Here is a 20,099-nt window from a genome sequence, read left to right on the forward strand (position 1 = left end):
TACATTGACCGGTATCAACCCAGGAAAAACGCCCAGCGCCCTGCGACCGACGGTCGCGTTGCGCCGGTCAGCAGCAGTTCGATCAGATCGTGCACGCTGCGAATGGCCGAGCCGAACGGCAAAGCCTCGCGGCCGCGGAAGAACAGGCCGTTGGCGACGTCGCCGCGCAATGCCGCGGCGAGCCGCGTGTCGATGCAGAAGTGGCCGAACTTCTCGATACCGTCGCGCCAGCCGCACACGCTCAGGCATTCGAGCGCGGTCGGACAGGCATGTTTGAGCGCGCCGACCTTCTCGCGGATCTTCGTTTCCTGGCGCAGATAGCGCACCAGCCACGGCGTTTTCACGGCACGCGCGGGCAGCCCCGTCACGCTGACGAATTCGACGATGTCCTCGGGCGCGGCTTCGGCCAGCACGCGCTTGAAGTTCGGATGCGCGTCGCCTTCCTCGGTGACGGCGAACGGCGTGCCGAGTTGCACGCCGTTCGCCCCGGCGTCGAGCAGTTCGCGCACCGCTTCATGACTATTGATGCCGCCCGCGACGATCAGCGGTACGTCGTCACGCTTCAGGCCGAGCGAGGTAAAGACCGTCTCGAGTTCCTCGAGAACGCGCGCGAAGTCAAAGCGTCGATCGTGCATGTCGGCAAGATGGGTGACGCCGAGATGGCCGCCTGCGTGCGCCGGATGTTCGATCACCACGGCGTCGGGCAAGCGGCCTTTTTTCATCCACTTCTTCAGCACGAGCGCGACGCCGCGGCTATCCGAGAGAATCGGAATCAGCGCGATGTCGTGGCCCTGGGTCATATCCGGCAAATCGAGCGGCAGACCCGCGCCCATGACGATCGCGTGCGCGCCGCTCTCGCACGCGACGCGCACGTAGTCCGCCTGCGCGCTGACTGCCTTCATCACGTTCACGGCGATCATGCCGCGGCCTTCGCTGAGTGCCTTCGCGGCATGAATCTCGCGGGCCAGCGCGGTCAGATTCGCCTGCTCCAGAGTCGCCCGGTCCGGCGACTGAGCGCAGCGTTCGAGCAAGTCGGGATGGTGATGGCGCAAGTCGATGCTGGCGATGGTGCCGAGCGCGCCCTCGCGGGCAACGCTGCCGGCAAGGCGATGGGCGGAGATACCGACGCCCATGCCGCCCTGCACGATAGGCAGTAACGAGCGGCCGCGGATGACGAGCGGTGAAAAGGAATGAGAAGTGAGCATGGCGCCCCGAGCGGTGACTATCGAAACGCAAATAATCGACCGTCGGGTGCGGCTTGCGTTGCGCTGGATCAACGAGCCTGTTCGCGACTTCAGCGCTTGTGATGCCTAGTTGACGCCGGTCATGCGGATCACAACTTGAATTGCATGGATTTGAACTCGAGGTATTCGTCGAGTCCATAGACGCCGTTCTCGCGCCCAAACCCCGACTGCTTGAAACCGCCGAACGGCGCGGCCATATTCCACGCTCCGCCGTTGATGTCGACCTGGCCTGTGCGAATGCGCCGCGCGACGCCGGCCGCGCGCTCGTCGCTGCCGGCCCATACCGCGCCGCCGAGTCCATAGGGTGAGTCATTGGCGATTCGCACGGCTTCTTCCTCGTCCTTGTACGTGAGGATCGAGAGCACCGGGCCGAAGATTTCCTCCTGCGCGATCGTCGCCTTCGGATGCACGCGGCCGAATACCGTCGGCTTCACGAAGAAGCCCCTGGATAAACCATCCGGCAGGCCCGTCCCGCCGGTCACGAGTTCAGCGCCCTCCTCGACGCCCTTCGCGATGTATTGCTGCACACGCGACTGCTGGAGCGCCGAAGCCAACGGTCCGAGCCGGGTCGTCTCGTTGCGCGGATCGCCGGCGACGTACGCCTCGGCGGCCTGCTTCGCGAGCGCGCGCGCTTCGTCGTAGCGCGCCTCGGGCACCAGCATGCGCGTGTGGGCGGAGCAGGTTTGCCCGGAGTTCAGGAAGCATGCGTCGACGGTGCCCTTCACCGCCGCCGCGAAATTCGCATCGTCGAGAATGACCGAGGCCGATTTGCCGCCGAGTTCGAGCGCGACGCGCTTGACCGTCGCCGACGCCAGCTCGGACACCCGCTTGCCGGCGCGTGTCGAGCCGGTGAACGACACCATGTCGACCGACGGATGGCTCGCGAGCACCTCGCCCACCACCGGTCCGTAACCGCTCACCAGATTGAACACGCCGGCCGGCAAGCCGGCTTCGTGGATCGCCTCGGCGAGCACGAACGCATTCAACGGCGCGACCTCCGACGGCTTCAGCACCACCGTGCAGCCCGCGGCGAGCGCCGCGGCGACCTTCAGCGTGATCTGGTTGAGCGGATAGTTCCACGGCGTGATCGCCGCCACCACGCCGACCGGCTCGCGCACCACCAGCGAATTGCCGACGCGCTCCTCGAACTGGAACTCCGCTGCGAGCTTCGCGTAGGCACCCCAGTTGTAGATCGGGCTGCCCACCTGAATCGCGCGCGCGAGTTTCAACGGCATGCCGACTTCGCCGGCGATCAGCGCGGCCAGTTCGTCGGTGCGCGCCTTCAGGTTCGCTGCGATCTTGCGCAGATAGTCGCCGCGTTCGGCGGGCGGCGTCGCGGCCCAGGCGTCGAAGGCGACGCGCGCGGCGGCAATCGCGTTTTCCGCATCGGCTTCGATGCCTTCCGGGATGCGGCCCATGACCTCCTCGGTGCCCGAGTCGATCACGTCGATCGTGCCGGTGCCGCACGGCGCGATCCATTTGCCGTCGATATAGAGCTTGTCGTAGGTCTTCATGATGGTCCGTCCGTGGCTCGGGATTGATCTTTCCATTCTAGTCAGCGCCACGATGCCTGACTGTGCGCAATCTTCGGGCCATGAAAAAAGCCCGCTTCGAGGAAGCGGGCCTGGCGGTGTCACATGACGCCTGGGCGAGAGGCTCGAAAACCTTACTGCACGCCCTGGCTCAACAGGAAATCTTCATAGTTGCCGCCAAAGTCGTTCAGCGTGCCGTTGGTCTTCACTTCGATGATGCGATTCGCGAGTCCGCTCACGAACTCCCGGTCGTGGGAGACGAAAATCAGCGTGCCTTCGAACTTGTCGAGCGCGATTTGCAGCGATTCGATCGACTCCATGTCCATGTGGTTGGTCGGCTCGTCCATCAGCAGCACGTTGTGGCGGCCCAGCATCAGCTTGCCCCAGATCATGCGGCCCTTCTCGCCGCCCGACAGCACCTTCACCGACTTGCGGATATCGTCCGCATTGAACAGCAGCCGGCCGAGCGTGCCGCGCACCATCTGCTCGTCGTCGCCTTCCTTGCGGTATGTGTCGATCCAGTCCATCAGCGTGACGTCGTCGGGAAATTCCTCGTAGGTATCCTGCGGCATGTAGCCGACGTTCGCGTTCTCGGCCCACTTCACGGTGCCGTGGTCGAGTTGCAGCTTGCCGAGCAACGCGCGCAGCAGCGTGGTCTTGCCGGCGCCGTTCTCGCCGATGATCGCGATCCGCTCGCCCGGCTGCACGCTGATGCTGAAGTCGTTGAAGATGGTGCGCTCGTACTTCTTCGTGATGCGCTCGGCGACCACCGCGATGTTGTGCAGCTTCTTCTCGTACTCGAAGCGGATGAACGGGTTCTGCCGCGACGACGGCTTGAATTCCTCGATCTTGATCTTGTCGATCATCTTCAGACGGCTGGTGGCCTGGCGCGCCTTCGACTTGTTGGCCGAGAAGCGGCGCACGAAGTCCTGCAGATCGGCCACGCGTTCCTTCGCCTTCGCGTTGGCGTTCTGCTGACGCTCGCGCGCCTGCGTGCTCGCCAGCATGTAGTCGTCGTAATTGCCCGGATAGACCTTCAGCGTGCCGTAATCCATATCCGCCATGTGCGTGCAGACCTGGTTCAGGAAGTGGCGATCGTGCGAGATGATGATCATCGTCGAGTTGTACTGGTTCAGCACGTCTTCCAGCCAACGGATCGAGTTGATGTCCAGGTTGTTGGTCGGCTCATCCAGCAGCAGCACGTCCGGCTTCGAGAACAGCGCCTGCGCGAGCAGCACGCGCAGTTTCCAGCCCGGCGCCACGTTGCTCATCGGGCCGTTGTGGTCTTCGATCGCGATGCCGATGCCGAGCAGCAGTTCACCCGCGCGCGCCTCGGCCGTATAGCCGTCGTACTCGGCGAACTTCGCTTCGAGTTCGGCGGCGTGCATGTAGTCGTCGTCGGTGGCGTCGGGGTTCGCGTAGATCGCGTCGCGCTCGGTCATCGCGGCCCACATTTCGGTGTGGCCCATCATCACGACGTCGAGCACGCGCACGTCTTCATAGGCGAACTGGTCCTGGCGCAATTTACCGAGGCGCACGTTCGGCTCGAGCATCACGTTGCCCGAGCTCGGCTCCAGATCGCCACCCAGAATCTTCATGAAGGTGGATTTACCGCAGCCGTTCGCACCGATCAGGCCATAGCGGTTCCCTTCCCCGAATTTGACCGAGATGTTCTCGAAGAGGGGCTTTGGCCCGAATTGCATGGTGATATTGGCGGTAGACAGCACGGCGCGTCCCTTTGAATGTGATATCGGCGAAAAACCGCATATTTTAGCAGGTTATCGCGAATTTAACCTGCGCGCGCGGCCTGCGGCCGGCTTCAGCGCCGCGCGGCGCGGGCCGCGCGTCCACGAAGGCGTGGCGACTGGCCCGCCTGGCCTCGCGTTCGCCACCCGCCCCATTTATCGGGTACGCGACGTGCGACAACGCTCGTTCGAACGGCGAACGGTGCCGGCGGCGCGCGCGATCCGTTGCCTATACTTTTTGGACACCCACGAAGAGGAAAGGAGGAAGTTCATGTCAGACCACGTCTACAAGCAGATCGAACTCACGGGTTCGTCGACCAAATCGATCGACGACGCCATCAGCACCGCGATCGCCCGAGCGTCGAAAACCTTGCGCAATCTGCACTGGTTCGAAGTCACGGAAACGCGGGGCCAGATCGAGGACGACAAAGTCGCTTACTGGCAGGTGACCATCAAGGTCGGCTTGCGTATCGAGTAACGCGGCGTTGCGCTTGCCTGCTACGCAAAACCCGAAGCGCCGAAACGAAAAAAGCTGCGTCCGCCTTGGACGCAGCTCCTTGCACAGCGTGCTAAAAGCGCTTGCCCGCCGATCACCACGCGCTTCAGCCGCAAGCCCCGAGCTTATTTCGGCAGCGAGCCGTCCACGCCTTCCACATACCAGTTCAGACGTTGCAGTTCGGGATCGGTCAGCGTCTTGCCGGCCGGCACCTTCACCGCGCCCGCCTGATCCTTGATCGGGCCCGCGAACACGTCCCACTTGCCGCCCGCCAGTTCGTCGCGCTTCGCGGCGACCTTCTTCTGCGCGTCGGCCGGCAGCGCCGACGTGTTCAGGTCTTCGAGATCCACGGCCTTGTGCGGAATCCCCCACCATACCGGATCGTTCTTCCACTTGCCGTCCAGCACCTGCTGGATCGCCGCGTTGTAATACACGCCCCAGTGCGCGACCACCGAACCGAGGTGCGCGTCGGGGCCGAACTTCTTCATGTTCGAATCCCAGCCGAACGCGTGCACGTGCTTGGCCGATGCGGTCGCGAGCGTGGCGCTCGAATCGGTGTTTTGCAGCAGCACGTCGGCGCCCTGGCCGATCAGCGTTTCAGCGGCCTGCTTCTCCTTGCCCGGATCGAACCAGCTATTGATCCAGATGACCTTGGTATGCACCTTCGGATTCACCGAGCGCGCGCCGAGCGTGTACGCGTTGATGTTGCGGATCACCTCGGGAATCGGCACCGAGGCGACGAAGCCGAGCGTGTTGGTCTTCGTCACGTAGCCCGCGGCGACGCCGGCCAGATACGCGCCCTGATACATGCGCACGTCGTAGGTGCCGAAGTTCGGCGCCTTCTTGTAGCCGGTTGCGTGCAGGAACACGGTGTCGGGAAAATCTTTCGCGACCTTGAGTTCGAAGTCCTGGTAGCCGAAGCTCGAACCGATGATGATCTTGTTGCCCTTGTTCGCCAGATCGCGGAACACGCGCTCGGAGTCGGCCGATTCGGGCACGTTCTCGATGCGGGTGATCTTGACCTTGCCGCCGAACTTCGCTTCGGCTTCCTTCGAGCCCTGATCGTGCGCGAAGGTCCAGCCGGCATCGCCCGGATTGCCCAGGTAGACGAACGCGACGCCCGGCGGCTCCGCAGCCTGCGCGCTTTGCGCGAGCGGCGCGCTCAACGCCGCCCCCAGCGCCAGCGACGCCGCGCCCCCTGCGAAAGCGGTCAGCAGATTGCTTCTCTTCATGTTTTCTCCTGTCGTGTCTGTCGAATGTGAGTGTGTCGAATCAATGAAACGTGCGCATGGCCGCGCAATCAGCCCGCCGAGAAAAACGGCCTGCCGAGCGATGCTGGCGCATTCAGGCGAATGGTGTTCGGGTTGCGCGAAATCAGCACCAGCACGACGACCGTCGCGACGTACGGCAGCATCGCGAGGAATTGCGTCGGCACGGGCACGCCGATCGCCTGCGCGTAAAACTGCAGGCCCGTCACGGCGCCGAACAGCAGCGCGCCGATCAACAGACGACCCGGCCGCCACGTCGCGAACACCACCAGCGCGAGCGCGATCCAGCCGCGGCCCGAGGTGAGCTGTTCCTGCCACAAATGCAGATTGACGATCGAGTAATAGCCGCCCGCGAGTCCCGCCATGCCGCCGCCGAAGGCCACCGCGCCGTAGCGCACGCCGACCACCGGAAAGCCGACCGAATGCGCGACTTGCGGCGATTCGCCGACCGAGCGCAACACGAGGCCCGCGCGCGTGCGATAGAGGAACCAGCCGATCACGGCGAACATCAGGAACGCGAGATAGTCGAGCGGCGTGAGGCTGAAGAACGCGGGACCGATGACCGGAATCTTCGAGAGGCCGGGAATGGTCCATGTTCCGATCGTCTCGCGCACGGCGGCCGACGTGTACGGCTTGCCGACATAGGCGGACAGGCCGATGCCGAAGATCGTCAGCGACAAGCCGGTGGCGACCTGGTTGGCAAGCATCGTGAGCGTGAGGAACGCGAACAGCAGCGACATCGCGAGACCCGCGCCGATCGCGGCGAGCACGCCGAGCCACGGGTTGCCGGTGATCGCGGTGACCGCGTAGCCGGTCACCGCGCCCATCAGCATCATGCCTTCGACACCGAGGTTCAGAACGCCCGACTTCTCGGCGACGAGTTCGCCCGCGCCCGCGAACATCAGCGGAATCGCGGCGGTGACGGCGCTCGAGGTGAGCGCGCTGGCTTGTTGAATATCCATGAGATCCGGCGTGAAAAATCAGTGAGCCAATGAGTCAGCCGATCAGCGAGCCAATCGGCGAATGAGCGAGTGAGCCGATCAGTGAACCTGCGGCGCCAGCGAACGGCGGCGCACGCGGTAGTTCACGAACAGGTCGGCGCCCAGCAGGCAGAACAGCAGAAGCCCCTGGAACACGCCGGAGAGCGCCTGCGGCAACTGCATCGAGGTCTGCACCGCTTCGCCGCCGAGGTACAGCAGCGCCATCAGCAGGCTCGCGAGCACGATGCCGAGCGGATGCAGCCGTCCGACGAACACGACGATGATCGCGGTGAAGCCATAGCCCGGCGACCACGTGGCCTGCAACTGGCCGATCGGGCCGGAAATCTCGCCCATGCCGGCGAGGCCCGCGAGGCCGCCGCTGATGAGCAGCGACGTCCAGATGGTTTTCTTGTCGGAGAAACCGGCGTAGCGCGCGGCGAGCGGCGCGAGACCGCCGACGTTCATCCGGTAGCCCGCGAAGCTCTTGCGCATGAACAGCCACACGAGCGGAATCGCGATCAGCGTGACGAACAGCGACGCGTTCAGACGCGTGCCGCGCAGCCATTTCCAGTGCCAGTCGCCGGAAAAGGTTGGATACAGCGCGTCGCCGCTGAACATTTCGGAGAGCGGGAAATTCATGCCTTGCGGATCGCGCCACGGGCCGCTCACCAGATAGATCAGCAATTGCGTCGCCACATACGTGAGCATCAGGCTGACCAGAATCTCGTTGGTGTTGAAGCGGCTTTTCAGCAGCGCGGGAATGGCGGCCCACGCCATGCCGCCGAGCACGCCGGCCGCCATCATGGTCGGCAGAATCCACCAGCCGGTGGCCTGATCGAAATAGATCGCGACGCCGCTCGCGGCGATGCCGCCCAGCAGCATCTGCCCTTCCGCGCCGATGTTCCAGACGTTGGCGCGATAGCCGATCGCGAGGCCGAGGCCGATCAGGCACAGCGGCGACGCTTTCAGCAGCAGTTCGGACCAGCCGTTCACGCTGGCAAGCGGCTCGATGAAAAACGCGTGCATTGCCTGCAGCGGATCACGGCCGACGAGGCCGAAGATCAGAAAGCCGATCGCGAGCGTGAGCAACGCGGCGATCAGCGGCACGGCAAGCTGCATCGCGCGCGAGGGCGTGGTGCGTGCTTCGAGTCGATACGGAAGAATCATGGGTAGCGTGTCGTTATGTTGGGGTTCTGGCGCTGCCGATCCGCTTCAGGCGTGCGCCGGCTGTTCCGCCGAAGGCGCCGCGCCCTCGCGGTCGCCGAACAGGCCCGCCATCCAGCGGCCGATTTCCTCGGCGTTGGTCGCGCCGGTGGCGCGCACCGGCGAGAGCTTGCCGCGCGCGAGCACCGCGATGCGGTCGCAGATGTCGAACAGTTCCTCCAGTTCCTCGGAGATCACCAGGATCGCCACGCCACGCGCCGACAAATCCAGCAACTGCTGACGAATGAACGCCGCCGCGCCGACGTCGACGCCCCAGGTCGGCTGCGCGACCACCAGCACCTTGGGAGACTGCAATATCTCGCGGCCCATGATGTATTTCTGCAGATTGCCGCCGGAGAGACTTTGCGCCAACGCTTCCGAACCGCCGCAGCGCACGTCGAAGGCTTGGATGCAGCGCCTCGCGAACGCGCGCATCGCGCCCGCCTTGATCCAGCCGGAGTTCACCATCTGCTGCCGATGCGCGGTGAGCAGCGCGTTCTCCGACAGCGTCATCGCCGGCACCGCGCCGCGGCCCAGCCGCTCTTCCGGCACGAAGCCGAAGCCGAGCGCGCGCCGCGCGCCCGCGCCGAGCCGCCCCGCCGCCTTGCCGCAAATCGTGACCGCATCGGCGCGCACACCGCGCTTTTCGCCCGAGAGCGCCGACAGCAATTCGGCCTGCCCGTTGCCCGACACGCCCGCGATGCCGAATATCTCGCCGGCATGCACGCCGAACGACACGTTCTCGAGCGAGGTGCCGAACGGATCGTCGCTTGTCACCGACAACCGTTGCACGTCGAGCAGCACCGCGCCCGGCTTGTGCTCACGACGCGTGTAATCCGGCAGCGAATGACCGACCATCAACTGCGCGAGCGACGCATGCGTTTCCTCTTTCGGCTTCACGTGACCGGTCACGCGGCCGCCGCGCATCACGGTGGCGGTGTCGCACAGTTCCTGGATTTCGTCGAGCTTATGGCTGATGTAGAGAATGCTGCAGCCTTCGGCGGCGAGACGCCGCAGCGTCTCGAACAGCTTGCGCACCGCTTGCGGCGTGAGCACCGAAGTCGGTTCGTCCATGATCAGCAGGCGCGGGTTCTGCAACAGACAGCGCACGATCTCCACGCGTTGCCGCTCGCCCACCGTCAGGCTATGCACGTGACGCTGCGGGTCGATGTCGAGGCCGTAATCGGCGGAGACTTCGCGGATGCGTTTGGACAGCGTCTTCAGGTCGAAGGGCTCGTCGAGCGCGAGCGCGATGTTTTCGCCGACCGTGAGCGTCTCGAACAGCGAAAAGTGCTGGAACACCATGCCGATGCCGAGCTTGCGCGCGGCCGCCGGGCTCGCGATCTCGACCGCCTCGCCTTCCCAGCGAATCTCGCCGGCGTCGGGCCGCACCGCGCCGTAGATGATCTTCATCAGCGTGCTCTTGCCGGCGCCGTTTTCGCCGAGCACCGCATGGATTTCACCCGGCGCGACGATCAACGTGACATCGTCGTTGGCGCGCACGGCCGGGTACTGTTTGGTGATGCCCTCGAGCACCAGCCGGGGGGCCGCCTGTTCCGGCGTCGTTGCCGGCTGCGCGGCGGCGCCGTCGCTATAAGAAGAGTCGCTCATGTGTTTCCGTAGTACGTCGGTGACTGCCGGTTACAACGCGTCCGCCCGCCTTGCCGGCAGACGATCCGTCACCACAACCGGATGACGATACCTAATTCGACCCACTCAGTCGAGCCTTCAAAATTCCCGCAAACCCGCGCCACTGCTTGCTTTGCGGGTATGCCACCCTTGACGCGGTTTTTCGTCCATATTAAAACGCATATACCCACACGCCCATTCGATCAGCCAGAACATATATTTCGGAGAAGTCATGAGCCAGCAACGCGAGGCGATCGATACCTATCTACTACGCGTCTTGCACACCCTCTTGATGGAGCGCAGCGTGACACGCGCCGCCGTCAAGCTGAATCAATCGCAACCCGCCATCAGCGCCGCGCTGCGCCGTTTGCGCGACATCACCGGCGACCCGCTGCTGGTGCGCGGCAAATCCGGCATGGTGCCGACCGAATACGGCCTGCGCCTGCTCGAACCGGTGCAGAACGCGCTGCGCGAAATCGAGCGCATCAAGTTCCAGCAGCACAACTTCGATCCGGCGACCTCGATCCGCTGCTATCGCATCGGCTGCCCGGACTACCTGAACGTGCTGTTCGTGCCGACGGTGGTCGAACGTTTTCGCCAGGCCGCGCCGAACGCGACGCTCGAATTCCATTCGCTCGGCCCCGCCTTCGACTATGAACTCGCGCTCGAGGACGGCAAGCTCGACATCGTGGTCGGCAACTGGCCCGAGCCGCCGGAGCAATTGCATCTGTCGAATCTGTTCGTCGATCAGATCGTCTGCCTGATGAGCAACGCGCATCCGTTCGCCAAACGCGGCGGGCTCACGCTCGACCAGTACCTCAATGCACCGCATCTCGCGCCGACTCCGTATTCGGTGGGCCAGCGCGGCGCGATCGACGTGCATCTCGCGCGTGAGCGCCTGAAGCGTCACGTGGTCGTCACGTTGCCGTACTTCAACCTGGCGCCGTATGTGCTCATCAAGTCCGATCTGATCTTCACGACAACGCGCCTCTTTGCCGACTACTACGCGAAGTTCCTGCCGCTCACCGTGGTGCCCGCCCCGCTCGATTTCCCGCCGATGCAGTACTACCAGTTGTGGCACGAACGCGTGCACTACTCCGACGAAGTACGCTGGCTGCGCGGTCTGGTCGCCGAGGCGACCCGGACGTTGATCGACAAGCCCTGAAACCCTGGCGCTCCGCTATCGGCATCCAGGCTGCATGCATGTCGATAGCATCGCTTGCCGTTCTTGCGGTTTTACGCCGCCGCCTCGTAAAGCGTCCGCGCCAAGCGGTTGTGCCGCTCGATGACCGGTCCGAGTTCCAGCGTCGTCAACCGTCCGTCCTTCACGACTACCCTGCCCCCGATCACGCTGTAGCTCACCTGCGACGGCGCGCAGAACACCAGCGCCGCGACCGGATCGTGCAACGCGCCCGCGAAGAGCGGCTGACGCAGATCGAACGACACGAAGTCCGCCGCCATGCCCGGCGCCAAGGCGCCGATGTCGTCGCGACCGAGCACCTGCGCGCCGCCGAGCGTCGCGATTTCCAGGGCTTCGCGCGCGGTCATCGCATCCGGGCCGAAACCGACTCGCTGCAACAGCAGCGCCTGACGCACTTCCGCGATCATCTGCGCGCCGTCGTTCGATGCCGAACCGTCGACGCCCAATCCCACCGGCACGCCGGCAAGACGCATCCGCTTGACCGGCGCGATGCCCGACGCGAGCCGCATGTTCGAGCACGGACAGTGCGCGACGCCCGTGCCGGTCCGCGCGAACAGTTCGATGCCGGCTTCGTCGAGTTGCACGCAGTGCGCATGCCAAACGTCATGGCCGACCCAGCCGAGGTCTTCCGCATATTCGGCCGGCGTCATGCCGAACTTCTCGCGGCTGTACGCGACATCGTTGACGTTTTCCGCGAGATGCGTGTGCAGCGACACGCCGTATTGCCTTGCCATGACCGCCGATTCGCGCATCAGATCGCGGCTCACCGAAAACGGCGAGCATGGCGCGACCACGATACGCAGCATCGCGTAACGCCCTTCGTCGTGATACGTCTCGATCAGTCGCTGCGTGTCCCGCAAGATGTCCGCTTCACGTTCCACCACCGAATCCGGCGGCAAGCCGCCGTCTTTGCGGCCCACGCTCATGCTGCCGCGGGCCGCATGAAAACGCATGCCGATCCGGCGCGCGGCCGCGATGCTATCGTCGAGCCGGCTGCCGTTCGGGTAGATATACAAATGATCGCTCGAGGTCGTGCAGCCGGAGAGCAACAGCTCGGCCATCGCGGTCAACGTCGAGACTTCGATCATTTCCGGCGTGAGGTTTGCCCACACCTTGTAGAGACTCGTCAGCCAGCCGAACAGCTCGGCGTTCTGCGCGGCGGGCAGCGCGCGCGTCAGGCTCTGATACATGTGGTGATGCGTGTTGACGAGCCCCGGAATCACCAGTTGACCGCGCATGTCCAGCACCTCGTCGGCGCTTGGCGGCAACTCCGCCGTCGGGCCGACCGCGACGATGCGGTTGTCCTCGATATACAGGCCGCCGTCGCGCAGTTCGCGCCTCGCGCCGTCCATCGTGACCAGTACGTCCGCGTGCTTCACCAGCATCGTTCTTTTCGGCTCGTTGACCGCTTGCTCCATCGTCATTCGTTTCTCCGCTTCATGCTTGCCGTGCAAAGCCGTTCGAACGCGATGCGATGGCACGCTCGCCGTGCCGCCGCGTTCCGTCGAACGCCGTTGGCCCGGTTACCCAGCGTGTTTGCGCCGTCTTCGGGTGGCGCCGCGCGTGAGTCAGGTTAGGCTAAGGTTCGACTCGCGTTTGCTGCGGCGCACAGCCGTAACCTTCGACGGCCAAAATAACGCTGACAACTCGCGCCGGTGCCATACCCAACTTCACGCCGGCGATATAGTGGGTCTTTTTTGACCCCGCTACGATCGAATCCACTGCACGGGTCGAACGAAACGGCTCGTGGCGGCTTTCAGCGGAGTGTCCGTCATGCGCCAGCTATTATCTTTCCTATCTCGCGCGCACCGACACGAACAAGCTTTTTACAATGGATGCCACGGCGCTCGCTTCATTTCGCCGACGGGTATGTAGCCACTGACGTGGAGCCTCGATCCGCCGCAAACGTATCTGGATCGGGCCGCCGCCGAAACCTCGCATTCACATAAGGAAAATTGCGAATGGGAAAGCTCACCACCCATGTGCTCGACACCGCGAACGGCCGTCCCGGCGCGGGCATCAAGGTCGAACTCTTCGCGCTCTCGGGCGACACGCGCCGCGCGCTCAAATCCACCCTCACCAATAGCGACGGCCGCTGCGATCAGCCGCTGCTCGAAGGCGACGCACTGGTCGCGGGCGAATACGAACTCGTATTCGGCGCCGGCGATTACTTCGCGTCGATCGGCACGAAGGTGCCGGAGCCGCGTTTCGTCGACCGTGTGGTGCTGCGTTTCGGCGTGGCCGACCCCGCCGCGCACTATCACGTGCCGCTGCTAGTGTCGCCGTGGTCGTACAGCACGTATCGAGGCAGTTGAGGAAACACGCCATGGGGACGTGCGATCCGCGTGCCCAGAACAACGGCGCCGTGCGAACTGAGCGCACCGCGTCTTTCACCCCGCATTCCGCGCGATCACGCGTTGCATGCCGATTACCCGCGCTCGGCGGATCCCTGAAAAGGCAATCAAGGCACTCGCGGCGTCGCGCGTAAAACGAATCAGAAGTGGAGGAGTTTCATGGAAGGCTTTATCACCGACTGGCTGAATCTGGCGATTCGCTGGTTTCACGTCGTCGCCGCGATCGCATGGATCGGCGAGTCGTTCTATTTCGTCGCGCTCGACAACAGCCTCAAACCGCCGCGGGACCCGAACCAGCGCAAACGCGGCGTGTTCGGCGAACTGTGGCACGTGCACGGCGGCGGCTTCTACAACATGCAGAAGTACACCGTCGCACCGCCGGAAATGCCGGAAGATTTGCACTGGTCGAAGTGGCCCTCGTACACCACGTGGCTGTCGGGCTTTGCACTCTTTACCGTGCTGTATCTGTTCTCACCCACGACTTATCTGATCGACAAGAACGTGCTCGACATGGGTCCGGTGGTCGCGGTGGCCTCGGCGCTCGGCTTTCTCGCCGCGGGCTGGATCGTCTACGACTCGCTGTGCCGCATTCTCGGCAACCGGGATACGGTGCTCGGCATCTGCGTCGGCGCTTATGTGCTGATCGCGACGTGGCTCGCGTGCCATATCTTCGCGGGCCGCGCGGCTTACCTCATCATGGGCGCGATGCTGGCGACGATCATGTCGGCGAATGTGTTCTTCGTGATCATTCCGGGCCAGCGCAAGATGGTCGACGCAATGCTCAAGGGCGATACGCCGAATCCGGTCTACGGCAAGCGCGGCAAGCAGCGCTCGGTGCACAACACGTATTTCACGCTGCCGGTGGTGTTCGCGATGCTGTCGAATCACTACGCGATGACCTACACGCATCCGTACAACTGGGCGGTGCTCGTCATCATCATGCTGGCCGGCGCGCTGATCCGCCAGTTCTTCGTGATGCGTCACCGCGGCCAGGTGCTGTGGTATCTGCCGATAGTCGGCGTCGTGCTGATGTTCGGCGCGCTGTTCTGGACCATGCCCAAGCCGATGGTGCCGCAAGCGCAGGCCGCGAACGCGCCGGCGGTCAAGGTGGCCGACATCGCGCCGGTGCTGCAACAGCGCTGCGCCGCCTGCCACTCGGCGCATCCGACGATGATGGGCAGCGCGCCGGCCGGCGTGCTGCTCGATACGCCGGATGAAATCTCGCAGAACGCGCAGCGGATCTATCAGCAGGCGGTGACGTTGAAAGCGATGCCGCTCGGCAACGTCACGCACATGACCGACGACGAGCGCATGAAGATCGCCGCGTGGTTCGAAGGCGGTGCGGTGAAGTAGTCGAATGGCCGGGCGGGAGGCCCGGTTTCGGTGAGGTATGAGGCGGGTTTTTCGCGCGAGCGGGGAACCCGTTTTTATTTTGGGATTTGCGCAGCGACATTGCGTATAAATGTAGCCTTTGGGACACAAAAATCGAATTTCTCCGCTGGTTTGTAGCCCTTGAGATACAAATCCTCGACCACGATTTGTCGCTCACGGGCTACAATAAAGATGAAATGATGAAAATTGAGGCCTTGGGGCTACAAATGACCAATCTCGCTGACGTCTCCGATATGCTGCGCGCCATACGGCGCGAAACCAGGCTCTCGCAAGAAGAACTGGCGCGCCGGGCCGGTGTTGCTCGCACTACGGTCGCACGCATGGAAACGCTCGCTAAAAACGACATGAGCGTGTCCGTCCTCGTACGCCTGCTCGAAGCGGCGGGCTACGATCTCAAGGTCGTGGCGCATGGGCACGCACGCACGCTCGAAGACATCCTCGCCGAGCAACGCATGCCGGATCAGAATTCATGAGGCTCGACGTCCAGGTGCTGGGCAAGAACGTCGCCACGCTGTTTCGCGAGCGTGACGACTATGTCCTCAAATACAACCGCGACGCGACGGCCGCCGACTTCGTCAGCCTGACCATGCCGGTGCGTGAAGAAGCGTGGCGCTGGCCGCGCGACCTGCATCCGTTTTTCCGGCAGAACCTGCCGGAAGGTTATCTGCTGAACCTGATTCGCGAACAATTCGGGCCCTTGCTCGACGGCACCGATCTCTCGCTGCTGGCCGTGGTGGGCGCGATGGGGATCGGACGCGTCACCGTCACACCCGAGGGCATGCCGCCAGGCACCGACCTGCAAGCGCTGGACGTGCGGGATATTCTGCACGGCGACAACACGGCCGAGCATTTCGCCGCATTGGTGCGCGACTACGCGCGCGCCGCCATTTCCGGCGCGGTGCCGAAGTTCATCGCGCCGCAAGCCCAGGCCCCCGGCACCTCCACGCCAATGCCGGTGACACTGGGCAAACCGACGATTCGCACGAGCCGCCATATCGTCAAAGGCTCCGACGACAACACGCCGTTTCTCGGCTTCAACGAGTTCCATTCGATGCGCGTACTCGAACGGCTCGGTGTGGCGCCGGTCGCGCGTACGCAGATGTCGGACGATGGCCGGGCGCTGATCGTCGAACGTTTCGACGTGGATGCGCACGGATTGCCGGCGTATGGTGTCGAGGACCTGTGCGGCCTGTTGGGCTTACCGCCGCATGAGAAATACAACTCCACCAGCGAAAAGATGCTCAATGCCGCGAAGGCCTATCTGCTCGATCGCGACAGCATGCGGCAGCAACTCGAACGGCTCGGCTGGCATCTGCTGACCAACTATGTCGTGCGCAACGCCGACTGTCATACGAAGAACATCGCGCTGCTCTACACGTCGGTGGACGACGTCACGTTCACGCCCGTCTACGACATCGTCACGACTCAGGCTTATCCGCGTTTCGCCGCCAACCCGCCGGGGCTTCCGATCGACGGCCGCAAAAGCTGGGCGGCCGGCAAAACACTGGAGCGTTTTTTCAACACCCGCATGGGGATTCCGCCGCGGCAATATGCGCAGATGGTCGAAGCATTGTGCGATTCGGCCGTCGCAGTCGGTCACGAGTTGATCGAAGCGGCACGCAACGAGCCGCCATGGCGCAACGTCGCCAAGCAGATGCTGCACGCATGGGACGACGGGATGACCTCATTGCGATCACCGAAAAAAAGCCTTCAGTTCAAGGGACTCAAACCGGCGATCGAAGCCGCCGGCTTTTCCGCACCTGAGCCGGCGGAACGCGCGCGTGAAGTAATCGGGCGGTCACCGCTACTCGCCAAGCGTAGCTGAACACGCCGATCCCGTCCACCACCCCCGCTCACAAAAGCGAAAGCCCACGGCCTGCGCCGTGGGCTTTCGCATCAGCATTGACAACCCGCTCATTGCGCCGAAGCAATGCGCTTCAAACAGTCACCGCGCTCAACGCATCCTCGGTGAGCCACAGCGATTCAGCCAGATCCTGCTCATTCAGATTGAGCCCCTCGCCGCCGCGATCCACGACGATGAAGTCGCTCACCTCGCCCAGCGCGATCAGCGGATGATGCCAAACGCCCTTCGCATAATTGACGCCCTGCCAGCCGCTCGTCACGAATGCGCGAATCCGCTGCGCGTCGAGTTCACCCGCCGGCGCCACCACCACGAGATACGGCTTGTCGTTCAGCGGCACGAACGCCTGGCTGCCTAGCGGATGACGCTCCAGCATCGTCACCTCGAACGGCAACGTGCGCGGCTGTCCGCGAAACAGGTTCACCAGCGTGCGGCCGTTCTCGTCGGTGACGTCCACTTTCGCGAGATCGTGATAGCGGATCGTCGTGCCGAGATTGATCGGAATCTGCTTCGCGCCTTCGAGTTCGATGACGTCGCCGAATGCGGCGAACGCTTTCTTGGTCAACGGTTCGATCGCCAGCGTTTTCATCATGCGAGCGTGCCCCACAGACGCAGACGCGACACGCCGCCATCCGGAATGATGTTAAAGCGCACATGCGTGACAGGACCGAGCGCGGCGATTTCGCTTTCGAAGTCATGCTGTTTGTCCATCTCCAGCTTCTGTTCGCCGAGCAGCACCGGCCAGAACATCGCTTGCGTGACGAGCGAGCTGTCCGTGCCGCCCGTCACGTACGCGGCCTGAATCGAGCAGCGGTCGGGATAGTTACCCTTGAAGTGGGCCGTATCCACTTCGATTTTCCTGATCACGCCCGGCTGCGCCAGCGCGACGATCGCCCAGTCGTTGCCCGGTTCGCGGCGGCGGCGCGTTTCCCAGCCGTCGCCCATGTTCACGCCACGGCCCGGCATCAGAATCGTCGAGGCCGCGCCGAAATGCTGGTTGTTCGCCGCGACCAGATACGCGCCGTTTTCCATCGCGGCCAGATCGAACTGCTCGGTGCGGCTCGCGCCCGCCCAGTCGACTTGCGGCTGACCGTACACGCGCAGACGCGCGATGCCGCCGTCCGGATAGATGTTCACGCGCAAATGCGTGTACGCATTCGGGTCGCTGACTTCGTGATAGTGGTGGTTGTTGCCTTGCAAGGTGGTGGACGGAACGATTTCGGTCCATTGCGTCGACTGGTTCGGCACGCCGTCCGTCACGCGCGCGGCTTCCACGGAAGCCGCAGGCGGAAAGTTGCCCGTGAAGTGGCTGGTATCGAGGTCGAGCCCCTTGATCACGCCAGCGCGCGCGAGCTTCACGATGCACCAGTCGTAGCCGGTGGCGCGCTTGCGGCGCGTTTCCCAACCGTCCATCCACTTGCCGTTGTCGTCGTACTTGCCCGGAATGAAGACGGCCGGCTCGGGATTCAGCATGCGTTCCTTCGGTGCGAAGAATTCGTCGCTGGCCTCGAGCGCCTGCGCGCCCAGACGCGGGTCCGCCAGGTTCACATAGCGGCGCGTGAATTCCGGTGCGTTGGGGTCGAGAATCGGGAGTGCCATCTTTATCTTCCTTGGTGTTGGTTGATGCCGGGAAAACGTTTCGGTTCGAGGATCGCGACGCGCGCTTAACGATCTACGCGTCGATCAGATCGTCGAGCCGCAAACGTGCGATGCGGTAGATCTGATCGAGGCTCGCGCGCAGTTCGTCGGCGCGGCTGTTGTTCACGCGCGCCTCGAAGTTCGCGATGATGCCGTGGCGGTCATAGCCGCGCACCGCGAGAATGAACGGAAAACCGAACTTCTCGCGATACGCGCGATTGAGCGCGACCAGCTTGTCGAATTCCTCCTGGGTGCATTGAGCGAGACCCGCGCCGCTTTGTTCGCGCGTGGACTCGGCCGTCAGTTCGCCGCGCACCGCCGCTTTCCCCGCGAGTTCCGGGTGAGCGTTGATCAACGCGAGCTGCTTCTCCTCGCCGGCCGTTTCGACGATCTGCGACATCTTCCGATGCAATTCGTCGATGCTGCTGAACGGCCGCTGCCGCGCGGCGATTTCCGCGACCCACGGCGAGTGCTCGAAAATGCCCGACAGCGCCGCAACGAACGCGTCGGCCGGAATGCGGTTGAGTTGCGCCAGGGTGTAGTGCATCGCCTTCATGCCGCCGCTCCGCGGCCGCCCGGTTGATAAGGATGATGGTCGCGCCAGTGCCGCGCGATATCGACGCGCCGCGTCACCCAGACGCGATCGTGCTGTTCGAGATGATCGAGAAAACGTTGCAGCGCGCGAAAGCGCCCAGGGCGGCCGAGCAGGCGGCAGTGCATGCCGATCGACAGCATCTTCGGCGCTTCGTCGCCTTCTTCGTACAGCACGTCGAATGCGTCACGCAGATACGTGAAGAAATGGTCCGCGGTGTTGAAGCCTTGCGGGCTGGCGAAGCGCATGTCGTTGGTGTCGAGCGTATACGGCACGATCAGTTGCGGCACCTTCGCGCCGCCCGTTACGTCGACCTCCATCCAGAACGGCAGATCGTCGCCGTAGTAATCGGAGTCGTACAGGAAGCCGCCATATTCCGCCACCAGACGATGCGTGTTGGGACTGTCGCGCCCGGTGTACCAGCCGAGCGGCCGCTCGCCGGTCGCGCGCTCGATCGCTTGCATGCCGAGACGCATATGCTCGGCCTCCTTCTCCGGCGACATGTCCTGATAGTGAATCCAGCGATAACCGTGGCAGGCGATCTCGTGACCGAGTTCGACGAAGGCGCGCGCCACGTCGGGATTGCGTTCGATCGCCATGCCGACGCCGAACACCGTGAGCGGCAAGCCACGCTTTTCGAATTCGCGCAGGATGCGCCACACGCCGGCGCGCGAGCCGTATTCGTAGATCGACTCCATGCTCATGTGACGAGCCGGAAAAGACGCCGCGCCGACGATCTCCGACAGGAACTGCTCCGAGCCCGGATCGCCGTGCAGCACGCAGTTTTCACCGCCCTCTTCGTAGTTCAGGACGAATTGCACCGCGACGCGTGCTTGCCCCGGCCAGTTCGCCTGCACCGGGTGGCGGCCGTAGCCGATCAGATCGCGTGGGTAGTTCGGGTCGAGTGGCATGGTTTGACGAATGCGTGGTGACGGTACATGAAAGTCGCGCTGGATTATCGCGT

At 63.8% G+C, this 20,099-nt stretch carries 18 protein-coding genes; 6 read left to right on the forward strand and 12 right to left on the reverse strand.

Features of this window, described 5'->3' with window-relative positions; translation table 11 throughout:
* Positions 1-14: 14 nt before the first annotated feature.
* The 3 genes from ACOCG7_RS21765 to ACOCG7_RS21775 all read right to left on the reverse strand — a co-directional run bounded on the left by ACOCG7_RS21765 (position 15) and on the right by ACOCG7_RS21775 (position 4,503).
* Entirely contained in the window at positions 15-1,205 is a 1,191-nt protein-coding gene (locus ACOCG7_RS21765; protein WP_244744015.1) for an NAD(P)H-dependent flavin oxidoreductase, read from the reverse strand.
* A gap of 128 nt (positions 1,206-1,333) precedes the next feature.
* Positions 1,334-2,758, reverse strand: a complete 1,425-nt coding sequence (locus tag ACOCG7_RS21770; protein WP_114162570.1) for an aldehyde dehydrogenase family protein — start codon at positions 2,756-2,758, stop codon at positions 1,334-1,336.
* Between the two features lie 152 nt (positions 2,759-2,910).
* A complete protein-coding gene (locus ACOCG7_RS21775) occupies positions 2,911-4,503 on the reverse strand; it encodes an ABC-F family ATPase (protein WP_073428091.1) in 1,593 nt (530 codons plus the stop codon).
* Between the two features lie 289 nt (positions 4,504-4,792).
* Between ACOCG7_RS21775 and ACOCG7_RS21780 the strand changes: the two genes are divergently transcribed.
* The gene (locus ACOCG7_RS21780) at positions 4,793-4,999 is read left to right on the forward strand and encodes a dodecin (RefSeq protein ID WP_073428090.1); all 207 of its coding nucleotides are present in this window, start codon (positions 4,793-4,795) and stop codon (positions 4,997-4,999) included.
* A gap of 143 nt (positions 5,000-5,142) precedes the next feature.
* On the opposite strand, the gene ACOCG7_RS21785 is transcribed toward ACOCG7_RS21780, so the two are convergent.
* The 4 genes from ACOCG7_RS21785 to ACOCG7_RS21800 form a co-directional block, all read right to left on the reverse strand.
* Complete coding sequence (locus ACOCG7_RS21785; protein ID WP_244744014.1) at positions 5,143-6,249, reverse strand: BMP family ABC transporter substrate-binding protein; 1,107 nt, start codon at positions 6,247-6,249, stop codon at positions 5,143-5,145.
* A 68-nt stretch (positions 6,250-6,317) separates the two neighbouring features.
* Positions 6,318-7,247 (reverse strand): ABC transporter permease, encoded by a 930-nt coding sequence (locus tag ACOCG7_RS21790; RefSeq protein ID WP_114162571.1) that lies wholly within the window; start codon positions 7,245-7,247, stop codon positions 6,318-6,320.
* A gap of 78 nt (positions 7,248-7,325) precedes the next feature.
* A complete protein-coding gene (locus ACOCG7_RS21795) occupies positions 7,326-8,432 on the reverse strand; it encodes an ABC transporter permease (protein WP_244744013.1) in 1,107 nt (368 codons plus the stop codon).
* Positions 8,433-8,477: 45 nt separating this feature from the next.
* Positions 8,478-10,079 carry an ABC transporter ATP-binding protein gene (locus tag ACOCG7_RS21800; protein WP_244744012.1) on the reverse strand — a complete coding sequence of 534 codons (1,602 nt, stop codon included), beginning with the start codon at positions 10,077-10,079 and terminating at the stop codon, positions 8,478-8,480.
* A gap of 250 nt (positions 10,080-10,329) precedes the next feature.
* On the opposite strand from ACOCG7_RS21800, the gene ACOCG7_RS21805 reads away from it, so the two are divergent.
* On the forward strand, positions 10,330-11,262 hold the full coding sequence (locus tag ACOCG7_RS21805) for a LysR substrate-binding domain-containing protein (protein WP_073428085.1): 933 nt from the start codon (positions 10,330-10,332) through the stop codon (positions 11,260-11,262).
* Between the two features lie 71 nt (positions 11,263-11,333).
* Here the strand turns inward: ACOCG7_RS21805 and ACOCG7_RS21810 are convergent, their stop codons facing one another.
* Entirely contained in the window at positions 11,334-12,722 is a 1,389-nt protein-coding gene (locus tag ACOCG7_RS21810) for an 8-oxoguanine deaminase (protein WP_244744011.1), read from the reverse strand.
* Between the two features lie 537 nt (positions 12,723-13,259).
* Here ACOCG7_RS21810 and uraH point away from each other — a divergent pair.
* From uraH to ACOCG7_RS21830, 4 genes are all read left to right on the forward strand, one after another.
* A complete protein-coding gene (uraH, locus tag ACOCG7_RS21815; RefSeq protein WP_114162574.1) occupies positions 13,260-13,613 on the forward strand; it encodes a hydroxyisourate hydrolase in 354 nt (117 codons plus the stop codon).
* Between the two features lie 198 nt (positions 13,614-13,811).
* Complete coding sequence (locus ACOCG7_RS21820; RefSeq protein ID WP_244744009.1) at positions 13,812-15,005, forward strand: urate hydroxylase PuuD; 1,194 nt, start codon at positions 13,812-13,814, stop codon at positions 15,003-15,005.
* A gap of 245 nt (positions 15,006-15,250) precedes the next feature.
* On the forward strand, positions 15,251-15,517 hold the full coding sequence (locus ACOCG7_RS21825; protein WP_073428123.1) for a helix-turn-helix domain-containing protein: 267 nt from the start codon (positions 15,251-15,253) through the stop codon (positions 15,515-15,517).
* Positions 15,514-16,869, forward strand: a complete 1,356-nt coding sequence (locus ACOCG7_RS21830; RefSeq protein ID WP_421379946.1) for a type II toxin-antitoxin system HipA family toxin — start codon at positions 15,514-15,516, stop codon at positions 16,867-16,869. The genes ACOCG7_RS21825 and ACOCG7_RS21830 overlap by 4 nt, the downstream gene beginning before the upstream one ends.
* Before the next feature lie 112 nt (positions 16,870-16,981).
* Here the strand turns inward: ACOCG7_RS21830 and ACOCG7_RS21835 are convergent, their stop codons facing one another.
* The 4 genes from ACOCG7_RS21835 to puuE all read right to left on the reverse strand — a co-directional run bounded on the left by ACOCG7_RS21835 (position 16,982) and on the right by puuE (position 20,046).
* Positions 16,982-17,494: an ureidoglycolate lyase gene (locus ACOCG7_RS21835; RefSeq protein WP_244744998.1), complete on the reverse strand. Its 513-nt coding sequence runs from the start codon at positions 17,492-17,494 to the stop codon at positions 16,982-16,984.
* Positions 17,494-18,504: an allantoicase gene (gene alc, locus ACOCG7_RS21840; RefSeq protein WP_244744007.1), complete on the reverse strand. Its 1,011-nt coding sequence runs from the start codon at positions 18,502-18,504 to the stop codon at positions 17,494-17,496. The genes ACOCG7_RS21835 and alc overlap by 1 nt, the downstream gene beginning before the upstream one ends.
* Before the next feature lie 73 nt (positions 18,505-18,577).
* A complete protein-coding gene (gene uraD, locus ACOCG7_RS21845; RefSeq protein WP_244744005.1) occupies positions 18,578-19,099 on the reverse strand; it encodes a 2-oxo-4-hydroxy-4-carboxy-5-ureidoimidazoline decarboxylase in 522 nt (173 codons plus the stop codon).
* Positions 19,096-20,046, reverse strand: coding sequence for an allantoinase PuuE (gene puuE, locus ACOCG7_RS21850; protein WP_244744979.1), 951 nt, complete (start codon positions 20,044-20,046; stop codon positions 19,096-19,098). Before puuE ends, uraD begins: the two co-directional genes overlap by 4 nt.
* Positions 20,047-20,099 lie beyond the last annotated feature (53 nt).

It is taken from the genome of Paraburkholderia sp. DD10, from assembly GCF_049177125.1.
Taxonomy (GTDB): domain Bacteria; phylum Pseudomonadota; class Gammaproteobacteria; order Burkholderiales; family Burkholderiaceae; genus Paraburkholderia; species Paraburkholderia terricola.

Excerpts from the sequence above, each read along its gene's own strand:
- ACOCG7_RS21765 (WP_244744015.1), bottom strand. The coding sequence starts at position 1,205 with ATGCTCACTTCTCATTCCTTTTCACCGCTCGTCATCCGCGGCCGCTCG.
- puuE (WP_244744979.1), bottom strand. The coding sequence starts at position 20,046 with ATGCCACTCGACCCGAACTACCCACGCGATCTGATCGGCTACGGCCGC.
- ACOCG7_RS21790 (WP_114162571.1), bottom strand. The coding sequence starts at position 7,247 with ATGGATATTCAACAAGCCAGCGCGCTCACCTCGAGCGCCGTCACCGCC.
- ACOCG7_RS21785 (WP_244744014.1), bottom strand. The coding sequence starts at position 6,249 with ATGAAGAGAAGCAATCTGCTGACCGCTTTCGCAGGGGGCGCGGCGTCG.
- ACOCG7_RS21820 (WP_244744009.1), top strand. The coding sequence starts at position 13,812 with ATGGAAGGCTTTATCACCGACTGGCTGAATCTGGCGATTCGCTGGTTT.
- ACOCG7_RS21810 (WP_244744011.1), bottom strand. The coding sequence starts at position 12,722 with ATGACGATGGAGCAAGCGGTCAACGAGCCGAAAAGAACGATGCTGGTG.
- uraD (WP_244744005.1), bottom strand. The coding sequence starts at position 19,099 with ATGAAGGCGATGCACTACACCCTGGCGCAACTCAACCGCATTCCGGCC.
- ACOCG7_RS21800 (WP_244744012.1), bottom strand. The coding sequence starts at position 10,079 with ATGAGCGACTCTTCTTATAGCGACGGCGCCGCCGCGCAGCCGGCAACG.
- ACOCG7_RS21830 (WP_421379946.1), top strand. The coding sequence starts at position 15,514 with ATGAGGCTCGACGTCCAGGTGCTGGGCAAGAACGTCGCCACGCTGTTT.
- ACOCG7_RS21770 (WP_114162570.1), bottom strand. The coding sequence starts at position 2,758 with ATGAAGACCTACGACAAGCTCTATATCGACGGCAAATGGATCGCGCCG.
- ACOCG7_RS21780 (WP_073428090.1), top strand. The coding sequence starts at position 4,793 with ATGTCAGACCACGTCTACAAGCAGATCGAACTCACGGGTTCGTCGACC.
- ACOCG7_RS21825 (WP_073428123.1), top strand. The coding sequence starts at position 15,251 with ATGACCAATCTCGCTGACGTCTCCGATATGCTGCGCGCCATACGGCGC.
- ACOCG7_RS21795 (WP_244744013.1), bottom strand. The coding sequence starts at position 8,432 with ATGATTCTTCCGTATCGACTCGAAGCACGCACCACGCCCTCGCGCGCG.
- ACOCG7_RS21805 (WP_073428085.1), top strand. The coding sequence starts at position 10,330 with ATGAGCCAGCAACGCGAGGCGATCGATACCTATCTACTACGCGTCTTG.
- uraH (WP_114162574.1), top strand. The coding sequence starts at position 13,260 with ATGGGAAAGCTCACCACCCATGTGCTCGACACCGCGAACGGCCGTCCC.
- ACOCG7_RS21835 (WP_244744998.1), bottom strand. The coding sequence starts at position 17,494 with ATGAAAACGCTGGCGATCGAACCGTTGACCAAGAAAGCGTTCGCCGCA.
- alc (WP_244744007.1), bottom strand. The coding sequence starts at position 18,504 with ATGGCACTCCCGATTCTCGACCCCAACGCACCGGAATTCACGCGCCGC.